Genomic DNA, 19,127 nt, shown 5'->3' on the forward strand with positions numbered 1-19,127 from the left:
TACTAAATTATAGACCAAATAGAACTGGACATCGGAAGAGGATGAGCTATATCTGCAGTCATTTTTAAGAATATAATTCACTATAAACCCTTGACCTAATCCCATGATTCATCAAGGAATTGTCCGCATTTTATTGCCTGTTTAACATAGCCGTCTGTTCACATCATCGAGACTTTAAGTGAATAAAAGCCCCATCGTCCTGCACGCACGCTTGCCGAAAACTCCATCTGCTTGGATACAAAAAGAGTTGGAATCGAAATCAAATGAAATCAATTTCTGCTCAGTAGCGTTAGTTGTAGTTACAAACTCTTTTATTTATGTCAAGATTCTTTCAGTAAAACCTCCTGAGTAAGTACTTAATATTCAGAAAGGAGCTAGGCGAAAAAACTGAATGGGACCAACTACTTTTTAACTCAACTTATAGTTTATGGATTAACTGATGATGATAAAAAATTTAAGGAATACAGTCGTTGTATTTCTATTGATGGTGTGTCACAACGTTTACTCTGGGGGGAGTACGTTGTTTAATGTTTCTGCAACAGGGATTCCTGCCCAAGTGAATCTTACCCTATGCTTAAACGGAAAAAGAGCTGTTTCTTGTCAAAATTATAATGTTTCAGCCTTAACATTAAGTATTCTTACAACCATACCCAATCATACCTATCCACAAGCTGGGATCAAATTAAATACACCTGGTTATGCGCTCTCAGGGTGTCACTTGCAAGGCAATGGATATTGCCTCTTTTCGGTGAGCAACACGAAAGCTGCAATTATTCCGCTTACACCGCCGACATGCCAAGCGGATGTCATTGCATTTACGCCAACAGTAACTCAAGTTAACAATCCTATTGGAAATACCCCAAACCCTTCGCAGCAATTTACAATCAGTATGACCATGTGTAATTCGCAAGGAAAGCCAATTATTCCCAGCGAGAGCAACCCAATCCATGTGGATGTTTATGGTGCACCAGACGGAGTAATTTCGCCAACATCAACAACGACGAGCACTGGATCAGTAACTTTTACCTACAGTGGCCAACCATTTCCGAACAACATTTCGATCAATGCCTGGATTAGTGATAGTACCAATAATGGTGCCGCGCTTGGGGTAACCCAGGTGCTGCAACAAAATACGCCGCCGTGTAGTTATGGCAGTACAAGTTATCAAGTACCGTTAGTACAAACACTACCTAATGCCTTACAGATAATGGCTGATGTAGGCTACAATGTGACCTCGGCAACAGATACTCTCACTCATTTCACGATTGATACGGGTTCTTTAGGAGTTATTGTTCCGAGCGATGAGCTTCCTAGAACCCCTGGCGTAATCGGCCCAGGGGCACCGGGCGTTAAATATTATGACAGCAGCGGTAATACTTATTCAGGAAATTACTACCTTGCACCGGTAAGAGTAAAAACAGCCAGTGGTACAGTACAAACTTACCCTATTATGGTTCTTGGAATTGACAAAGCCTACTGTAGTGGCCCCACCACCAAGTCGTGCTATTCCAACCCACCCTTGCCCGTTCTGCATTACCTGGGTGTTGGTTTTAACCGAAACAGTACTACCGCCGGAGATTTATTTAACTCACCTACGGCTAATGCTTTTCTTCATTTAACCAATGCACAAAATGGAACCAATCTAAGTCCAGGTTATTACCTCACACCAAATGATGGTATGACCGCTACAGGATTAACGCTGGGAATTACAACCAACAATCAATACAATGTGGTCAAATTAACACCTGACCCAAACGTGCCTGGTGACTTTTATCCTCAGGCAGGGTGTTATAGTTTTCCCAACTCTCCGCTACCCAATCAGTTCTGTGGTACAGCGCTTCTTGATGTCGGCATTGACTCGATGTTCATAGACTTGCCCAAAGCCCAATGGCCCCCAGGAACTTATAACTCAAAAGATGAGGTGCCTGCAGGAATAAATATGGCGATTTTAATGGGGCCATTAAGTACACCAGCAATGCAATACCATTTCAGCGCAGTTGACGGTAATCCCCCGAGCAATAGTGCAACCCCTACTGTTGTACAATGGATTGATAGCACGACGAGCGGCCAAATCTTCGTGAATACAGGTCGACGACCATTGTACCTTTACGACTATTTCTACAACGGCCAGTGTGGGCAGGTGGGCTTTAAACAGTTACCATAAATTTGGGGACGGACGAAAATAAATGTGTGCAAAAAGAAATGAAACCTCCGAAGGCTCCCTCCAATCTGCAGAGAATGCCCCTGATCGCGTATATCTGCAAACGGAACAACATCTTCGGAATATCATTGAAAATGCCCCCACCGGCATTGTGACTATGTCTATTAACGGAGATCTATTGCAAGTTAATCCCGGCTACTGTGAGATTACAGGTTATTTCAAGGAAGAGTTAGAAGGCATGAATTATAGGGCATTGAGCCTGGATGATGATCTCGCAGTAGATAACTATAATGTGCAGCAATTAATTGAAGGAAAAATCAACTCCTATAGGCTTGAAAAGCGTTACCTCCGAAAAGATGGTAAAATTATATGGGTACAAGTCACTCGCTCACTCATTAGAGATGATTCTACGGATAATCCACTGTATTTTATTGCCCAAATAGAAGACATTACCTTACGTAAAGAGGCTGAAAATACCCGTAAAAACAATGAAGCTTATCTGCGAAACATAGTCGATCATGCGCCATCAGGGATTGTTACTATTTCACTTGATGGTCAATTATTAGATATCAATCCTGCTTTTTGCAGAATTACGGGTTACGATAAAGACGAGCTTGAACGGATGAATTATAAAAAGCTCACTTATGCTGAAGACTTTTCAATCGCTGCATTAAAAGTACAAGAATTGCTAGATGGCAAAATTGATTCTTATCAACTTGAAAAACGTTACGTACGTAAAGATGAAACGATTATTTGGGTATTGGCAACTCGCTCACTTGTTCGTGATATCGACACGGAGGACCCGTTATACTTTATTGTGCAGGTTGTAGATATTACTGAGCGCAAAGAAGCGGAGCTCATGTTAAGAGAAAGTGAAGCACGATTCCGCTCCATTATGGACAACGCACCCATAGGCATGGCTATCCAATCGTTAGATGGTCAATTTTTACAAGTAAACCGTGCTCTTTGTGAGATCACCGGCTATAAAAAAGAAGCGTTAGAACAATTAAGCCTTCATGATATTGTTTACCCTGATGACTTAGCAAACGAGAGTAACCAAATCCAGCGCGTGATTGAAGGCAAAGATCGTTATTATCAAATTGAAAAACGCATCCGTAAAAATGGAACCTTTGCCTGGGTAGCAATTACCCGGTCTATTTTGCGCAATACCCACACGGGTGCCCCCTTATATTTTATTGTTCAAGTAGAAGACATCAATGAACAGATACTGAACAGGGAAAAAATTCGCTATCTCGCTTATCATGATATCTTAACGGGGTTACCCAACCGTCAGCTTTTGTATGAAGAATTAATAAAGACACTTGCCCTTGCCAAACGGCATGAGCGCATTTTTGCGATTATGTTTATTGATCTTGATAAGTTTAAAAATGTTAATGATACCTTTGGTCATGATGTAGGCGATAATCTGCTTAAGGAAGTGACTTCAAGATTAAATAAATCCTTTCGAGCCAGTGATCTGCTTGCACGTACAGGAGGCGATGAGTTCATCGTGGTGCTCACAGAAATCAAAGCACCTCAAGACGCAGCGATTGTTGCGGATAAGACCCTGAAAATCATCAGGAAACCCATCATTATTTGCGAGCAATCCATGCAAATTGGAGCCAGTATTGGCATTGTTACCTATCCTGAACATGGGCATGATATTACTGAGTTAATGAAAAAAGCCGATAGTGCAATGTATACCGCTAAATATGCGGGTGGAAATCAATATCATTTTTATTAAAAATGATTCAGTTGACTTATTTTAGCCTGGGTTCTGCGATGCTACACCCAGGATAGAAGGCGGGTCGATTTTTAATGAATTAATTACTCTGTAGTAATAATTCCTTAGCATGAGAACGTGTTTGCTCTGTTATGGTCAAGCCTCCCAACATACGCGCAATTTCATCAACTTTTTCAGCAGACTGTAACAAGGAAATTCTGGTAAATGTTTCTTTATTATCGCTTCGCTTTTCCACCATAAAATGGTTATGCGCTGAGGCGGCAACCTGAGGTTGGTGTGTGACACAAAATACTTGTAACCGTTCACCTAATTTACGAAGCATCTGACCTACCAGGGCGGCTGTAGCACCACCAATACCTACATCCACTTCATCAAACAATAAAGTAGGTGTTGTCCCTTGTTGGGCGGTAATCATTTGTATGGACAAGCTAATTCGAGAAAGTTCACCGCCTGAAGCTACTTTACTGAGCGAATCAAGTTCCATGCCCGGATTTGTGCATACTTTATATTCCACCTTATCCATTCCATGAACCTGCATTTTTTCCAGTGGAGTGATTTCGATTTCGACCCAGCCTTTAGGCATACCCAGCTGCTGAATGCTGCCTGTAATTTCCTTGGCCAATTTTTTAGCTTGTCCTTGCCGCTCTTTTCTTAATTTAAGGGCAGCGGCTTCATAGGCTGCAACCAGCTGACGATGTTCTGTTTTTAATTGTGCCAATCTGCTCTCGCTGTCTTGCAAACTATCTAACTCTTTTTGCAAGTTCGACGCATGTTCATGAAGCTGGCTGCTATCAATATGATATTTACGCGCAAGCTGATGGATTAGACTCATCCGCGTTTCTATTTCATCTAACCGTTCTGGATCCAGATGCACCCGATCAACAAATTGCTGCATTTCATCGATTGCTTCTTCGCATTGAATCAATGCGCCATTAATTAATTCAAAGGTATTTTTAATCGGCGCTTGTTCTGCTGGTAATTGACTGAGGAGCTGCAGAATCTGATTTAAGCCAGTACACAGGTTAGGCTCATCTTCGGAATTCAATAACCCATGTATTTGCTGACTTTTTTGCAAATACTCTTTTGCATGATGCAGCATTTGATGTTCTTGATACAAAGTTTCAATTTCATTTTCATGCAAGTTCAACGCCGATAATTCTTCAATTTGAAATTGTAATAATGCGATCCTGTCCGCTTGCTGCTCCTGCCCTTGTAATACATCAATTTCTTGCTGAATTTTTTGACATTGTTTATACAGCCGAGCCACCTCATCCAGCAAGAGCTGGTTCTTGCCATATTGATCTAACTGTTGACGATGTGTTGTATGATGCATCAATGTTTGATGCTGGTGTTGCCCGTGAATATGGACCAGTTTTTCACTTAATTCTTTTACCTTTTGTAATGGAAAAGGTTGGCCGTTAATATAAGATTTGGAGCGGCCTTCGGCATAAATCACACGCCGCAAATAAATTTCACCATCATCGCATGGAACATCATGTTCTTCTAACCATAGCGCCGGTTCAGAACCTTGTCCCACAAAAAATCCTGCGGTGATATCACATTTTTCTTGGCCAGGCCGAATCACTGAAGCATCTGCTCTATCACCTAATGCCAACATCAACGCATCGATCATAATCGATTTACCCGCACCGGTTTCACCAGTGAAAGCGGTCATTCCTTGAGTAAAATCTAACTCCAGGTGCTGCACAATCGCAAACTGTTCAATGCACAAAGTAGTGAGCATGTTCTATCCTTGATGTTTGGATTCCCAACCAAGCTTTGATCGTAATGTATCATAATAATGATAATCAAGAGGATGCAACAGACGTAATTGGTGACCATTTTTTTGAATGATGACCTTTTGTCCAGGTTTGACCATTCTTGACTCATGACCATCACAACTCACTCGCAAATCAGATTCGTTAAACTGGCTGATATGCAGTTCTATTTTAGCCTCTCCATCAATAACCAATGGACGTGAACTCAAGCTATGAGAAAACATGGGCACCAAAACGATGGCATTCAAATGTGGATGCATGATTGGGCCGCCTGCAGATAAAGCATAGGCCGTAGATCCTGTGGGTGTTGATAAAATCATCCCATCAGAACGATAATGACTCACCAATTGTTGGTTGATGTATACGGAAAATTCTACGAGATGTGTTTCCTTTCCACGACTCAAAACAACATCATTGAGGGCATCACCCTCAAAATAAGTATGGTCTTCATCGTATATCCGCGTATGGAGAAGAAAGCGCTTTTCTTCTTCATAATAACCAGTTAACACTGCACTCAGCTGGGACTCCAACTCATGAGGCAAAATATCGGTGAGGAATCCCAAGCGCCCTCGGTTAATCCCAATGACTGGCGTATCGACCTTAATCGCCATACGGGCTGCTGAAAGCAGACTTCCATCCCCGCCAACAACGATAATCAAATCATTTTTTTCGCCCATATCTTCTCTGGCTAAGACCGGGATTTTTACATCAAATCCCGTAGCCGTATCGATATCTTGATAGACCTGAACATTTTGTTTTTGCAAAAAATCAATCAAACGGTATAAGCTTTCATTCACCCCTTGATTCGCCCTATGCTGGCGTGCGTACAAGATGATCCGTTTGAATTGAACTTTATTCTTCAATGTTTGCTGTTCTTGATGCTTTTTTTCGTTCATGTTCTTTCAATGATTTTTTTCGTAACCGGATAGAATCAGGAGTTACCTCAACTAATTCATCGTCATCTATAAATTCCAAGGCCTGCTCTAAAGTTAACTTGACTGCAGGAGTTAATATAATGTTTTCGTCAGAACCGGAGGCACGGATATTGGTTAATTGTTTTTCTTTCGTAACATTCACCACCAAATCATTATCCCGAGCATGAATTCCAACGATCATCCCTTCGTAACACACGGTTTGCGGTTCAACAAATAATCTACCCCGCTCCTGCAAATTGAATAACGCAAAGGCACGAGCCATTCCTTGACAATTAGCAATCAACACCCCGTTAGCTCGCTTTCCTATGCGTCCTTTTATAGCTGGACCATAATGATCGTAAACATGATACATTAACCCTGTACCGGAGGTAGAGGATAAAAATTCATTATGAAAACCGATAAGACCGCGAGTAGGAATCATATAGTCAAGACGTACACGACCTTTGCCATCGGGAACCATATTTTGTAATTCACCACGACGCTCACCCAATTTTTCCATAATGGAGCCTTGATGATTTTCTTCCACATCGACAGTCAAATGCTCATAGGGTTCTTGTTGTTCCCCATCGACTTCACGAATAATTACTTCCGGCTTACTGATCGCAAGTTCATAACCTTCACGACGCATTGTTTCAATCAGAATAGATAAATGCAATTCGCCACGGCCAGAAACGCGAAACTTGTCTGGATCGTCACAATCTTCAACCCGTAACGCCACATTATGTAACAATTCCGTTTCCAAACGTTCCCGAATTTTGCGTGAAGTAACAAATTTTCCTTCTTGCCCTGCAAAAGGTGAATCATTGACTTGGAAGGTCATGCTAATTGTTGGCTCATCAACCGAAAGAACCGGTAATCCTTCCACAATATTAGGATCACAAATCGTATCGGAAATTTTGATGCCCTCAATACCGGTAATCGCAATAATATTACCTGCGCTGGCTTCTTCTACTTCAACTCGTTCAAGCCCTTTAAAGCCTAATAATTGCAACAAGCGACCTGAGCGAATATTGCCATCTTTATCAATAATCTTCACTGCAGATTTCGCTTTAATTTGTCCGCGAGTGATGCGGCCTATACCAATTGTCCCTACATAAGAGGAATAATCTAAGGAACTGATTTGCATTTGGAAAGGACCATCCGCATCCACTTTAGGCGCTTCGACTTTATCGATAATGGTCTGCAATAAAGCACTCATATCGGTCGCTTCATCTTCCAAATTTAATTTAGCATAACCATTTAAGGCCGAAGTATAAACAACAGGAAAATCCAATTGGGCATCTGTGGCACCCAAATTATCGAACAGATCAAAAACCTGATCCATAACCCAATGAGGCCGTGCTCCGGGACGATCAATTTTATTAATCACAACAATAGGATTTAATCCCCGTGCAAAAGCTTTCTGGGTCACGAAACGTGTTTGAGGCATTGGTCCATCTACGGCATCAACCAATAACAATACACTGTCAACCATTGATAAGATACGCTCTACTTCACCACCAAAGTCAGCATGTCCCGGGGTATCAACAATATTAATTTGATGATTTTTCCAATACACACAAGTATTTTTTGCAAGAATGGTAATGCCCCGCTCCTTTTCTAAAGCATTGGAATCCATCACGCGTTCAACTTTAGGTGCTCTCTCATTAAGCGTACCTGTTTGTTGGAGTAATTTATCTACTAGCGTGGTTTTACCATGGTCAACGTGGGCGATAATGGCGATATTGCGAATCTGATCAATCATAAATAACCTTCGAAGGAAAAAGCTGAGTGTTTGTTCATAGATTTGACATTATACATCAATAAACAGCTAAAACCTATCTGCTTATTGTATTTTAGCAGTAAACTGCACTTATATCCTGGCGTCCATTGATCTTTGCCTGGACCCTGCAGCTTGTCCGTGGGGTGTGGTTTTTATCGCAACTCGCTTGCGCCATGAGATAATCCCGAGGACAAAACTAGAGTAAGAACTGATTTTTGAGATGTACCGAAGATTCAGCGGCTTACCCGTAACCAGGCTATAACCTATAACGCTACAAATTACTGCTCTTTAATCTACCAATTATTTTTTAGCTGCTAAAATAATAATGAGGGGTTAAAAATAGGGAGTAATTATGAAAAAACTAATTTTACATCCCACTGACATTAGCCAATGGCATGCATTGGTGAATGAGGCGCAAGCCGCAACTCAATTGATACTCACTGAGAATACTGAAAGTTATTTGGTATTTTTATTAATGCGTTTCTCTCAAGGGCCTAAATTGATTGAATCGGTAGTTGCCCTTGATTTTCTTGAGTCCATGCATCGACCAAGAAACTTACAAATGGAATTGTTACGGGATGTAGGTGATAAAAGCTTACTTTTTTGTGGGCTATTTCCTGGAATTGCCAAGAGACGCCATGTCAGCCTTGATTATTTCTCTGGAATGGGGCAAGCAGCCTACCTCACTATTAGTGAGCTAGAAGGCAAGCATACAGCAGATTTGTTTATTCAACTGAGTGAACAGTTCCTTACATTACAACACGTATTACAGGCCATGCGTGGAGAATGTGTAGACCTTATTCAATCAGATCAGGGAGTCTTATCTTCTATAAAATTTACTTTACAATAGTTTTTTTTGTAGCCTGGGACGGCGTAGCTCAACCTGAATACAATCATGTCTGCCAAGAGTGGGAGACATGATTAATAAAATAAGAAATCAATATAAGTTAGTTATGTGCGTATCTATTGGCTATATCTTCTTGAATTTCTTTTGCAGAAAGATTTGCACGAATCAACACACCAATCAATATTAGCTGTTGCCTCTCAGCACTTAGAGAGGGGTCACGAGATAAAACGGCACACATCTCACGCACAAACTGAATTCTTATTTCTTTATCCTCAGTAGTTTGTGGTGCTTTTTGAGTAAATAACTTCAGCTGCATTGACATTCCCCAGCAAAAATATCGAGTCATCTTTAAAAGGCTGCTTATCATAATCAAACCTTTTCGATTCTACAATTCAAATACCTATATAAAAGTTGGATATAATGAAAACCCCAATGTGAAAAATGAACTCATCGATAAAAACTCCCTCCCTTTGCATGGCATCACCATAAACATAGCACCCCTCCTGGCTGGCATCATGGCAAGAAGGTGGGCTGGCATGGAAAATCAATGCCTCCAGGCCATGTTAAAAGAAGCTATATAGAAAAAAGATAATCTTTTCAATGCTTTTTTCCAAGGTGTAGCTTAAAATCCTATTTGTAAACTGAGCATTGATTCTAGTGTTTATGCCGATGATGGATGTCTGGAAAATGAGGATGAGTATGATATAACGGCTTATGTTGATGCCAGTGGGTATGAGGTTCACCAGGTGGATCTGTAGGTTGATGCTCATGTTGATGATGCTCATCATGGGTATGTCGATGCTCATGTTCTATTGCTTCATGTTGATGAGCATGTGAATGATGCTCTGAAAGGTGTAACCAAATACCAATCCCCATGAAAAGGGAGGCAAGAAGCAGTTGCACGCTCACGGGCTCATTTAAAAAAATAATTGCAAATCCGGCACCGACAAACGGCGCCAGTGCAAAATAAGCCCCTGTCCTGGCGGTACCAATATGGCGTAATCCCAAAATGAACAATAATAAACTGACCCCATAGCCTAAGAACCCAACTATGCCTGCAGAAATTATAAACACAGAGGAGGGAAGGATAGCTCCGAAAACCATAGCAATTGTGATATTGGTTAATCCAGCAACGAGACTTTTGATCATTGCAATTTGCAAAGGATTAGCAGCAGAGATTTTTCTTGTTAGGTTATTGTCTATTGCCCAACACAAACATGCTCCGGCAATGAGTGAAGGACCAGAAAGGCTTTGATAAGTTAAACTCCCTTTCCATGACAGCATAAAGCTGCCAATCACAATAGACATCATACCTAGGGCTATATTGCGATCGACATGTTCTTTAAATGCAAACCATGCAATTACTGCTGTAAACACTGATTCAAGATTTAACAATAATGAGGCAGATGCTGCAGGAAGCCTCATTAATCCTACCATCAATAAAACAGGACCAATAATACCTCCAAGTAATACTGCGCTGCTAAGCCAGGGTAAATCACTGGATCGCAGAGAGGCCTCTTTCGTTGCTGATTTCGTCAGGTAACGTTGGAAGAAAAATATAATAAATAAACCCACTGCAGACCCAAGATAAAGTAATCCCGCTAACAATAATGGATGAATTTTATCTAATAAAAATTTAGCAGCGGGGGTCGCCGCACCGAACAGGACCGCAGAAAGAATGGCATACCAGTATCCTGGATTGCTGTACGTTTTATTGCTCATAATCTTTATCATAGCTTAGGGTACTTATTTAATGCCAAAATAAAACGAATGTAATTTACATGAACAGAAATGAAGAGAGTAAACCACAAAAAAACGGCAAACAAGCGTCTAATTGTCACAAACAATCCTTTGTAATAAAAAAGTCATCCATTCGCATTAATCATGAGAAATTGCAACAATTTGGCACAGCAAATAAGTACCATTTAAATCAATTTAGGAGCGTACTAAGTAACAACTCATTGCCCAGTTTTACCAATACAGCCTTTTTAATTTCAAACTAAGGCAATGACATGAATACTCATCCAAAATCCATCATCATAGCAAGTCTAATTGCTTGCTGGCCCCTAATACTGATTTCCCAAAATGCTTCTCTAACAACACAATCAATTTAGGGTCTAAAGGTACTAAGGATATTGTCTTCAATAGATCATTGCGGTCTATTTCTGATAAGCGAGTGTTCCCCGTAATTGACCAATCGATCATCCACGTAATCGCAAAGATTGTATGACGAATTGATAGAATGGCTGCATCAATGTAAAGAATATCATCTGTATGCAAATTTAATGACGCTAAATCGATTTGGGGAAAGAAGTACTCACGAGTTTTACCATTCATTTCGAAGTTTAGAGAAATATCATGAAACAATCTAATATTTCTAAGAGGGTTATAATCATCTGAGAGAACACTCACAAAAATAAGCCAACACTTTTGTCCATATTCATTATCTAACACCTCCATTTCCTGTTCAGTATGTTTACCGTTTGCTGCAAGTTGCGCAAGCGCAAGAAGTTGTTGTAATTCCCTTTTAATATTCTGCTGAAGTGCTATCAGTGTCTTCAAAATAGCGCGACTATCTTCCGCGTGCATTATCCTTAAACGACTCATTTCGTTCGAGCTCAACTGCTGCAAAGCCTCTGGATTAGTAAATTTATTTAATTGATCATGTGATGTACTAGAAGGCAATGAATTATCTATTTTCTGGATTAGTACGGCTAACTGAGCAATCGTTTTGTTCGCCTCATCTACAGAGCTGATACTGTGTCGCAGCAAATCAGAAAAATCGATTGCAGGTACATAAAACATTAAATGGTTTCCAAAGCCATCCTCTTTAATTTCAATGGCTATTTCATGACGAAAAAGTGCGGACATCGATATCTTGGATTTAAGTAGCACATCCGATATCTCCTGTTTTTTCGCTTGGAATTTCAAATTAAGATAATCGAAATCTGTTGTAGGAGAATTGGCTTCTGTTATTGATTTCGCAGCCAAGTTTAATAGTTTATAAAGTGGCTTATCCATATGAGTAATTGTTTTATATGCAGCGAAAACAATCGATTTTGCAACCCCATGATTATTAAAGGTAATCACTGCTGCGGGCTCAACTTCGTTATTTTTTCCAGCAAAACTTAATGAAAAAAAAGCGAATAAAAAACTTGCTCCTATCAATTTAAATGTTCTAGTTAACCACACTTTTGCATCCTCCCTGATGAAAAATCTCTGCCTCCATGCTCACGCCAGCAAATTTCGTTCAATTTGCCTCAAGAGTTCATGAGTTTTTTATATTGTTCTTCGTTAAAACCCACCGCGATTGTTTTCCCATTTTGCAACAAAATAGGTCTCTTGATGAGTGATGGATTCGCAATAATAAAATCAATTTTTTCAGCATCGCTCAATGCTTCAAAATCGTCTTTATATTTCCGGTAGGTCGTGCCTTTTTTATTGATGGGAAGCTCCCCTAAATACTCACTCCAGGCCTGAATTTGGGCTTGGGTTGGCGGCTTTTTTTTGAAATCAATAAACTCGTAATCAATTTTATTACGTTCTAAAAACGTACGCGCTTTTTTCACCGTATCACAATTGGGAATTGCAAACATCAAGATCATTTTTGTCCAAAAATCATAGTTATTTCAAATCCTATCTTATAGTGTTGCATTGAAATCTTCTAGTGGATACTGTGCACTAACGAGACTTCCTTAGAACTCGCTGGATAAGCTTTAAACATAAAAGTTAATTCACTGAGCCATAAAAGTGCTTGTTGACCGCAATGGAGCCAGGCCTTAGGTTTTTTTATGGGGGCTGGATTAAAATGAATGAAATTCACCTGGCATCAGATTCTTTTTATTTTAAGTCGGCAATTGAATGGTTCTTTGACCCAGCTGCGTATCTTTAACTTCCTCATCGTGCTCTCTTATATCTTCGAGTGCATCCTTGAACGCGTGAGTTTTTTTCGATAAATCGGATTCAGATTTTTTTGCTGGTATGCCAGTACCCGCACTAGCCGCTTCGAGTGCATCCTTGAACGCGTGGGTTTTTTTCGATAAATCGGATTCAGATCTTTTTGCTGCTATGCCAGTACCTATACTAGCCCCGGTGAACGCTGCTGCTACAGCAAGACCAACAATTAAACCAATGCCAGTGGGCGCAAGGACCGCCGCGACTATTAAAGCGACTCCAGCCAGAGCCGCGCAGGCTGCTGAAACACCGCTTAATCGCTCAGCTTTCTTCCCAACGACTTCGTCAGCAAGCTCTCCAAGTCTGCAAATGGACTGGAAATTCTCGCGATTTTGCAAATCTGAAGCTATGTTCGCATGATGGATTATTTCATCTATATTTTGGTAATCTTCCAGGGTTAAATCAGGGTTTTCCAATGTCTCAGAAATTGTGGCATGAAGTGCTTGTCTTGCATTACTTAGCCCTTCAATTTTTATTTCTTGGTTCAGTTGACTAAGGCCCCCATTAATCCTGATTTTATAAAGTTCCATTAAAGAAGCTTCTAATTCAGTGCGTTTTTTTTCAGATAAATCACCTTGTAGTATAGAACGTTTTTTATTTATTAAGTCGCTAATTATCTGCTCTTTATTCTCAGTATCTTTAAGTAGCTGCACTATTATTTGACCGCTCATATGGCTGTCATTAAGCAATTTAACGATCCCTTGTCTCTGCATCTTGGCAAATTTTTGAGTAATAAACGGTTCCATTCCATTAAAAGACGTTTCTATTTTTTGACGTTCTTCATCCGTTAATTCGCCTTGCAGCTTAGAAAATTTGTTATCTATTACCTGGTTAATTATCTGCTCTTTATTCTCATCATCTTTAAGTAGCTTCACTATCGCTTGGCCGCTCATTGCGCTGTCACTAAGTGCTGTAGCGAGCGCATCTGCACTCATCTTGGTAAACTCTAGGGGAAGATGCTCTTCGATTCCTTTAAGAGAGGATTCGATTTCATAACGTTCTTGAATAGATAATTCAACATCGTTCAATTTAGAAAGTTTTTTAGCTATTACCAGTTCAATTATCTTATTTTGACGCTGCTCGTCCTTAAGTATTTGCTTTATGGAGTGACCATTTATTTTGCTGTCAACCAGTGTATCAGCAATCTCCTGATTGGTCATCTTGATAAATTTTTGATCAACAAACTCTTGCACTCCGTCCCCAGGAGCGGCTTTGGGATTAGCATATCCTTCCGAGATAAACCGTGCTAGGGTGAAATGTTTTGCTACAGACAGCTTCCGACTAGCATCTAAAAGAGGATCTGTTGACGCCTGACGCATTACTTGAAAAACAGGCTTCCAATCCGTTATTGCTGTTGGAATACTACCTTCTCCGCGTATTGGAGAAAAGGGTATTGGTTTACCATAAGGATAATGCTCTATTCCTCTATTCGATGGTCTTCCTGATGGAATAGGTAAAAAATGTAGCTTTTCTAAAGACCTGTGAATCTCTGGATTTTTGAAGGTTTGTAGAAATTGACGCCCTCCATCCTCAGCAGGGAACTTTTTACTGAATTCCGTGGCGTTTAAATCCAGCTCTTTCTCATCAAAATCAGCAAAGTCCCAATTTCCTTCTTTATTATGTCGATAAATTACAAACTTATCGCCTCCTTCTCCATTAATTTTGATTAAGATGGGACAATTATTCTTTTGGGCAAGCTCCATTGCCTCTTTTGTTGCCGGGCTTGGATTGTCAGTATCCAAACTCGCCGTGGTATGCATTATAAATTGATTAAGCTCTGAATTAGCCTGTTCTGGGGTGGGTATAGGGCCTGAATACGCTTTTATGTTTAAAGTTACGTTCTTAGGAATGAGTTCCGGATTATCGTTTAAAAATTTATTAAGGCCCTCCACAATATCTTTTCGGTCATCGTAAAAATTAAATTCAATGTCATCATCAGGATTTTGCATCGCCGCGAGTTTCATTTGAGCAAATAATAAGGAAACTTTGCTCTCATCATCCAGTTGCTGAGGAAAACCATCGACCCTAAATTGGTTTGACGTTACGGTAGGTTTATAACTGCCGTTATCGTTTAAATAGTCTTTGTTATTAAATTCGCTATACGTTTTCCCTATCTCCACAGACTCAAACTCTAAATCAAGAAGAAGAAAAGGATTAAATGTAGTGTTTTCACCCAATTCCTTGGCGATCGCTTCCATTCTGGGAAAAACGGAACCAGTAGGATACAGCATTGTAAAGCTACTATTTCCGTTACCAAAATCTATCTCGGGATTTTGACGATTAGAACCTACCAAAAGAACTGTTTCTTCTCCTGTTTTGAAAGATTCTATAATTTCACGATTTGCCTCTAGATAGGCTCTATCTACTTCGTCTTTAGATTTATAGTTCTTGTTTGCCTGCTCATCAATTTCCTTTTCTGACCATTTTGTACCAAGTCGGTAGGCGGAAGCTTCATTGCTAAAACATCCATCAAAATCAAAAGAATGATAAACAACCTTTTTACCCATCATGAACTCCTAAACTCAAAGGAAATCGATAGATTTCATGTGAAATCATATATTTTTGATTATAGCACTTAAGTAAGCCTTAAACCTTAAAGAATAGAAAATACATAAGGAAATGAGCGCGAGTTAGAATTATGGATAACATCAAGCATTCTGGGAAATAACGAGAATTCTAGACAAGAGTTACTTGATTTGATACAACAATAACAATGAATCCAAATGAAAGAATTCAAATGAGGAAAATAAATATCCCGTTGTTCTACATTATTTTTTTCAATTACAACCCATTTATGGAAAAATAATAATTGTTTTGCCATGACTCCCTTGATGAAATGGTTCACGATCTCGTTTTAAAGAATGTGCTACAAAAACGATTGCATTTAAGCATCCATTCCAATAGTGAAGCTCATGTTATCACAATCAATAAAGCACTTAAAATCAAGGATCATAGGCGCTTTATCGTCGTGCTATAGCCCATTTTTTGTTTGCATCAAAGCATAATTGCAGAATTAAAAAACCTATTGCCAGAGCAAATTATTTTAATTAAAGGGTTAGCTCTAATATATTGAAAATGAGGTATTATCCTGCTCTAATACTTATAATTGCAGCATCCCAGAACTACAACTGAACACTCAAAATCATTTCATTTAATGGACCAATTTATTGCTAAACCAATTAACATTACTATTTCATAAAAGGACAAAAATTATGTCAGCAAGGAGCTTTTTTTTTAGCTTGGCCAGTTGCCTCTCACTGTCTTCTCTTGCCAGCGCCGGCAGCATGGGCTTAACAGCACCAGCCCAAGGTTTCCATCCAGTCGTAACTCTCTTTGGCGGTGTTGCCGGCCTTGATGTGAAAACAAACTCGACACAATCTTTTAGCGGAACGGATGACGAACAATTCATTTATTTCAGCAAAAAACATAATCAAACCACGGGTTTCGTAGGGGGATTTCTTGGCACTGAATATCAGCTGCCCCACCCTGGGCTTTTCCTGCAAGCGGGTATTGAATACGACTACTTCGGCAATGTGCGCATCAAGGGTCTCAATGCGGTAGGTATCGAGCCAGATACCAGTACGTTTTACAACTACTCTTGGCGTATTCAAACACAACAAGTACTGGCGGTGGCGAAACTCTTTACTACCACCGAGCTGACCTTAGGGGCCCCGCATCAGTTTTTTCCTTACCTTTCTGTTGGATTAGGGGCTGCTTTTAATAACGCCAATGAATTTAGCGCCACCACCGAAGAAACTGGCAGCATCAATATCACACCCACTTTTAATGATCATACCCAATCCGCTTTTTCTTACACGTTGGGTATTGGGGTCGATACCCCAATTAATCAACAAATGCGCTTTGGTGTGGGATATCGTTTCTCAGATTTCGGTAAGGCCTCTCTTGATGAAGGACAAGTGGTGTTCCAACAATATAAAGCCCCGGTACCTTTTGCATTAAGTACCGCACACACTTATGCCAATCAATTCATGGTACAGCTGTCTTACGTGGCTTAATTTATCTAATGACTCATGAAACAGAGGACGTTTTTTATGCACAAAAATTACCATCTTAAGCACTTATCGTTGGCGTTAGCCCTATGCAGTGCCCTGCCTGCTTCACACGTTTATGCCGCAGCTAATTTTAGCATCACGCCCATGAACGGTCCTGTATTCCCAAGCTCTATTTATTCTGGCGAGACGGTTTATGCTTATTACACCATTACCAATAAGACCTCATCCACGCGTGCAGGTTATATGATACAAGGACTGCCTGCTTCTGTAACTCAAGTCACCAATTCAGCGAACCCAGCCTATTGCCAAAATCAAATTAGCTTAACAGCCGGCAGTAGTTGTACGCTGCTACTGAGCATTTCCAAACCGGTAAAGTCTTCTTTCGCTTTGTGTAAAGGAAATAGCTGTACCACTGCGGATACCCCCTTGAATGTCAAGCAAGCCACTTTTTTACCCCCTGAAGTGGTCGGCGGGCAATATTCCGATGGTGCCGTCTTTTACCCCCTGTTAGCCAACAGCCAAAATGACGGCTCCACTTGGACTTACGTGATTGAGAAGAGCAAGAACTTGCCTGCAGGGTTTACTAATTTAGGTGCATTTTTCGCTACGAGCTGCTCAGGATTAAATTGTGTCGCGGGGGGGAATTATGTCGACGGCTCTATCTATTATCCCTTACTAGCCTACAGCCAAAATGGTGGAGGGACTTGGACTTATTCAGTGGATAAGAGCACGACTCTGCCTGCAGGATTTTCTGGATTCGCTAATGTTAAAAGTATAAGCTGTTCTGGGTTAAATTGTACCGCGGGGGGCCAATATTCCGACGGTTCTATCGTTTACCCCTTATTAGCTTCCAGCCTAGATGGCGGTACCACCTGGAATTACGTGATTGACAAGAGCAAAAACTTACCTTCCGGATTTTTTAATTTGAGTAATCTTGGCACGGTAAGTTGCTCAGGATTAAATTGTGTCACCGGAGGGTTTTATACCGACAGCCTTAATACCCAATATCCTATATTAGCTCATAGCCAGAATGGCGGAACCAGCTGGACTTACGTGATTGACAAGAGCAAAAGCTTACCCTTAGGCTATGCTGGTTCCGGTATTTTTTCTGGGGTGAGTTGTTCTGGATTATATTGTGTTGCAGGAGGACAATATGCTGACAACACTATTCGATATCCCTTATTAGCCTACAGCCAAAATGGTGGCGCGACCTGGACCTACGCGATTGATCAAAGCAAAACGTTGCCTTCGGGGTTTGCTAATTTGGGTACTTTTTACAGTGTGGGCTGCTCGGGATTGAATTGTGTCGCGGGAGGCCAATACTCCGACGGCCTTACTCAATATCCGTTATTAGCCTACAGCCAAAATGGCGGCGCGACTTGGACTTACACGATTGAGAAAGGTAAAAATTTACCTGCAGGTTTTGCTAATGGCGGTCTTTTTTTCAATGTGAGCTGCTCGGGGTTAAACTGTGTCGCGGGGGGCCAATATTCCGACGGTTCTATCTTTTACCCCTTATTAGCTTCCAGCCTGGATGGCGGTACCACCTGGACGTACACCATTGAAAAGGCGAAGAACCTACCGTCAGGATTTACTAATGAGGGTAGTTTTCTAGGTGTAAACTGCTCTGGATCACGCTGTATCGCAAGTGGGTTTTATTTCGACAACTCGACTCAATATCCCCTCGTAGCCAATAGTCAAAATGGCGGAGCTACCTGGACTTACACTATCGAGGCGAGTAAGCCCTTACCCCTTGATTTTAGGACTGGGGGCTTCATTAATAGTGGTGTCGTTTCCTCATTACTTCCCGAATCAGTTGCATTGACTTATCAAGTACCCGAAAGTTATCACCCAATGGAAATACCCAATTGGGGTTAAATAGACATGCAGCAGGTCATCTTGCTGCATGTAACACAAGATGCATATGGCCTGG

Annotated in this window: 13 protein-coding genes; 5 read left to right on the plus strand and 8 right to left on the minus strand. The window is 40.6% G+C overall.

The window, feature by feature from the left end:
* Positions 1 to 439 precede the first annotated feature (439 nt).
* Positions 440 to 2,164, plus strand: coding sequence for a hypothetical protein (locus EL022_RS01765; RefSeq protein WP_028381712.1), 1,725 nt, complete (start codon positions 440 to 442; stop codon positions 2,162 to 2,164).
* A 22-nt stretch (positions 2,165 to 2,186) separates the two neighbouring features.
* Positions 2,187 to 3,905: a sensor domain-containing protein gene (locus EL022_RS01770; protein WP_051544487.1), complete on the plus strand. Its 1,719-nt coding sequence runs from the start codon at positions 2,187 to 2,189 to the stop codon at positions 3,903 to 3,905.
* Between the two features lie 79 nt (positions 3,906 to 3,984).
* Here the strand turns inward: EL022_RS01770 and recN are convergent, their stop codons facing one another.
* From recN to typA, 3 genes are read right to left on the minus strand one after another with little or no spacing between them, the layout of a single operon-like run.
* Entirely contained in the window at positions 3,985 to 5,649 is a 1,665-nt protein-coding gene (recN, locus tag EL022_RS01775; RefSeq protein ID WP_028381710.1) for a DNA repair protein RecN, read from the minus strand.
* Between the two features lie 3 nt (positions 5,650 to 5,652).
* The gene (locus tag EL022_RS01780) at positions 5,653 to 6,579 is read right to left on the minus strand and encodes an NAD(+) kinase (RefSeq protein ID WP_035901089.1); all 927 of its coding nucleotides are present in this window, start codon (positions 6,577 to 6,579) and stop codon (positions 5,653 to 5,655) included.
* The gene (gene typA, locus EL022_RS01785) at positions 6,536 to 8,362 is read right to left on the minus strand and encodes a translational GTPase TypA (RefSeq protein ID WP_028381708.1); all 1,827 of its coding nucleotides are present in this window, start codon (positions 8,360 to 8,362) and stop codon (positions 6,536 to 6,538) included. Before typA ends, EL022_RS01780 begins: the two co-directional genes overlap by 44 nt.
* A gap of 370 nt (positions 8,363 to 8,732) precedes the next feature.
* Between typA and EL022_RS01790 the strand changes: the two genes are divergently transcribed.
* Entirely contained in the window at positions 8,733 to 9,230 is a 498-nt protein-coding gene (locus EL022_RS01790; RefSeq protein WP_028381707.1) for a hypothetical protein, read from the plus strand.
* Between the two features lie 97 nt (positions 9,231 to 9,327).
* Here the strand turns inward: EL022_RS01790 and EL022_RS01795 are convergent, their stop codons facing one another.
* From EL022_RS01795 to EL022_RS01815, 5 genes are all read right to left on the minus strand, one after another.
* On the minus strand, positions 9,328 to 9,543 hold the full coding sequence (locus tag EL022_RS01795) for a hypothetical protein (RefSeq protein ID WP_028381706.1): 216 nt from the start codon (positions 9,541 to 9,543) through the stop codon (positions 9,328 to 9,330).
* 338 nt (positions 9,544 to 9,881) lie between these two features.
* A complete protein-coding gene (locus EL022_RS01800; RefSeq protein ID WP_051544486.1) occupies positions 9,882 to 10,949 on the minus strand; it encodes a DMT family transporter in 1,068 nt (355 codons plus the stop codon).
* Positions 10,950 to 11,264: 315 nt separating this feature from the next.
* The gene (locus EL022_RS01805) at positions 11,265 to 12,419 is read right to left on the minus strand and encodes a hypothetical protein (protein WP_028381704.1); all 1,155 of its coding nucleotides are present in this window, start codon (positions 12,417 to 12,419) and stop codon (positions 11,265 to 11,267) included.
* Positions 12,420 to 12,487: 68 nt separating this feature from the next.
* The gene (locus tag EL022_RS01810; RefSeq protein ID WP_028381703.1) at positions 12,488 to 12,832 is read right to left on the minus strand and encodes an arsenate reductase family protein; all 345 of its coding nucleotides are present in this window, start codon (positions 12,830 to 12,832) and stop codon (positions 12,488 to 12,490) included.
* Between the two features lie 240 nt (positions 12,833 to 13,072).
* A complete protein-coding gene (locus EL022_RS01815) occupies positions 13,073 to 15,691 on the minus strand; it encodes a hypothetical protein (protein WP_126325056.1) in 2,619 nt (872 codons plus the stop codon).
* A gap of 702 nt (positions 15,692 to 16,393) precedes the next feature.
* Between EL022_RS01815 and EL022_RS01820 the strand changes: the two genes are divergently transcribed.
* Both EL022_RS01820 and EL022_RS01825 read left to right on the plus strand, forming a co-directional pair.
* The gene (locus EL022_RS01820) at positions 16,394 to 17,197 is read left to right on the plus strand and encodes an outer membrane protein (protein ID WP_081776901.1); all 804 of its coding nucleotides are present in this window, start codon (positions 16,394 to 16,396) and stop codon (positions 17,195 to 17,197) included.
* 36 nt (positions 17,198 to 17,233) lie between these two features.
* Positions 17,234 to 19,072, plus strand: coding sequence for a beta propeller repeat protein (locus EL022_RS01825; protein ID WP_028381700.1), 1,839 nt, complete (start codon positions 17,234 to 17,236; stop codon positions 19,070 to 19,072).
* Positions 19,073 to 19,127 lie beyond the last annotated feature (55 nt).

The organism is Legionella cherrii (assembly GCF_900635815.1).
GTDB classification, from domain to species: Bacteria; Pseudomonadota; Gammaproteobacteria; order Legionellales; family Legionellaceae; genus Legionella; species Legionella cherrii.

Excerpts from the sequence above, each read along its gene's own strand:
- EL022_RS01800 (WP_051544486.1), bottom strand. The coding sequence starts at position 10,949 with ATGAGCAATAAAACGTACAGCAATCCAGGATACTGGTATGCCATTCTT.
- EL022_RS01815 (WP_126325056.1), bottom strand. The coding sequence starts at position 15,691 with ATGATGGGTAAAAAGGTTGTTTATCATTCTTTTGATTTTGATGGATGT.
- EL022_RS01825 (WP_028381700.1), top strand. The coding sequence starts at position 17,234 with ATGCACAAAAATTACCATCTTAAGCACTTATCGTTGGCGTTAGCCCTA.
- EL022_RS01810 (WP_028381703.1), bottom strand. The coding sequence starts at position 12,832 with ATGATCTTGATGTTTGCAATTCCCAATTGTGATACGGTGAAAAAAGCG.
- recN (WP_028381710.1), bottom strand. The coding sequence starts at position 5,649 with ATGCTCACTACTTTGTGCATTGAACAGTTTGCGATTGTGCAGCACCTG.
- EL022_RS01790 (WP_028381707.1), top strand. The coding sequence starts at position 8,733 with ATGAAAAAACTAATTTTACATCCCACTGACATTAGCCAATGGCATGCA.
- typA (WP_028381708.1), bottom strand. The coding sequence starts at position 8,362 with ATGATTGATCAGATTCGCAATATCGCCATTATCGCCCACGTTGACCAT.
- EL022_RS01770 (WP_051544487.1), top strand. The coding sequence starts at position 2,187 with ATGTGTGCAAAAAGAAATGAAACCTCCGAAGGCTCCCTCCAATCTGCA.
- EL022_RS01795 (WP_028381706.1), bottom strand. The coding sequence starts at position 9,543 with ATGCAGCTGAAGTTATTTACTCAAAAAGCACCACAAACTACTGAGGAT.
- EL022_RS01765 (WP_028381712.1), top strand. The coding sequence starts at position 440 with ATGATGATAAAAAATTTAAGGAATACAGTCGTTGTATTTCTATTGATG.
- EL022_RS01780 (WP_035901089.1), bottom strand. The coding sequence starts at position 6,579 with ATGAACGAAAAAAAGCATCAAGAACAGCAAACATTGAAGAATAAAGTT.
- EL022_RS01820 (WP_081776901.1), top strand. The coding sequence starts at position 16,394 with ATGTCAGCAAGGAGCTTTTTTTTTAGCTTGGCCAGTTGCCTCTCACTG.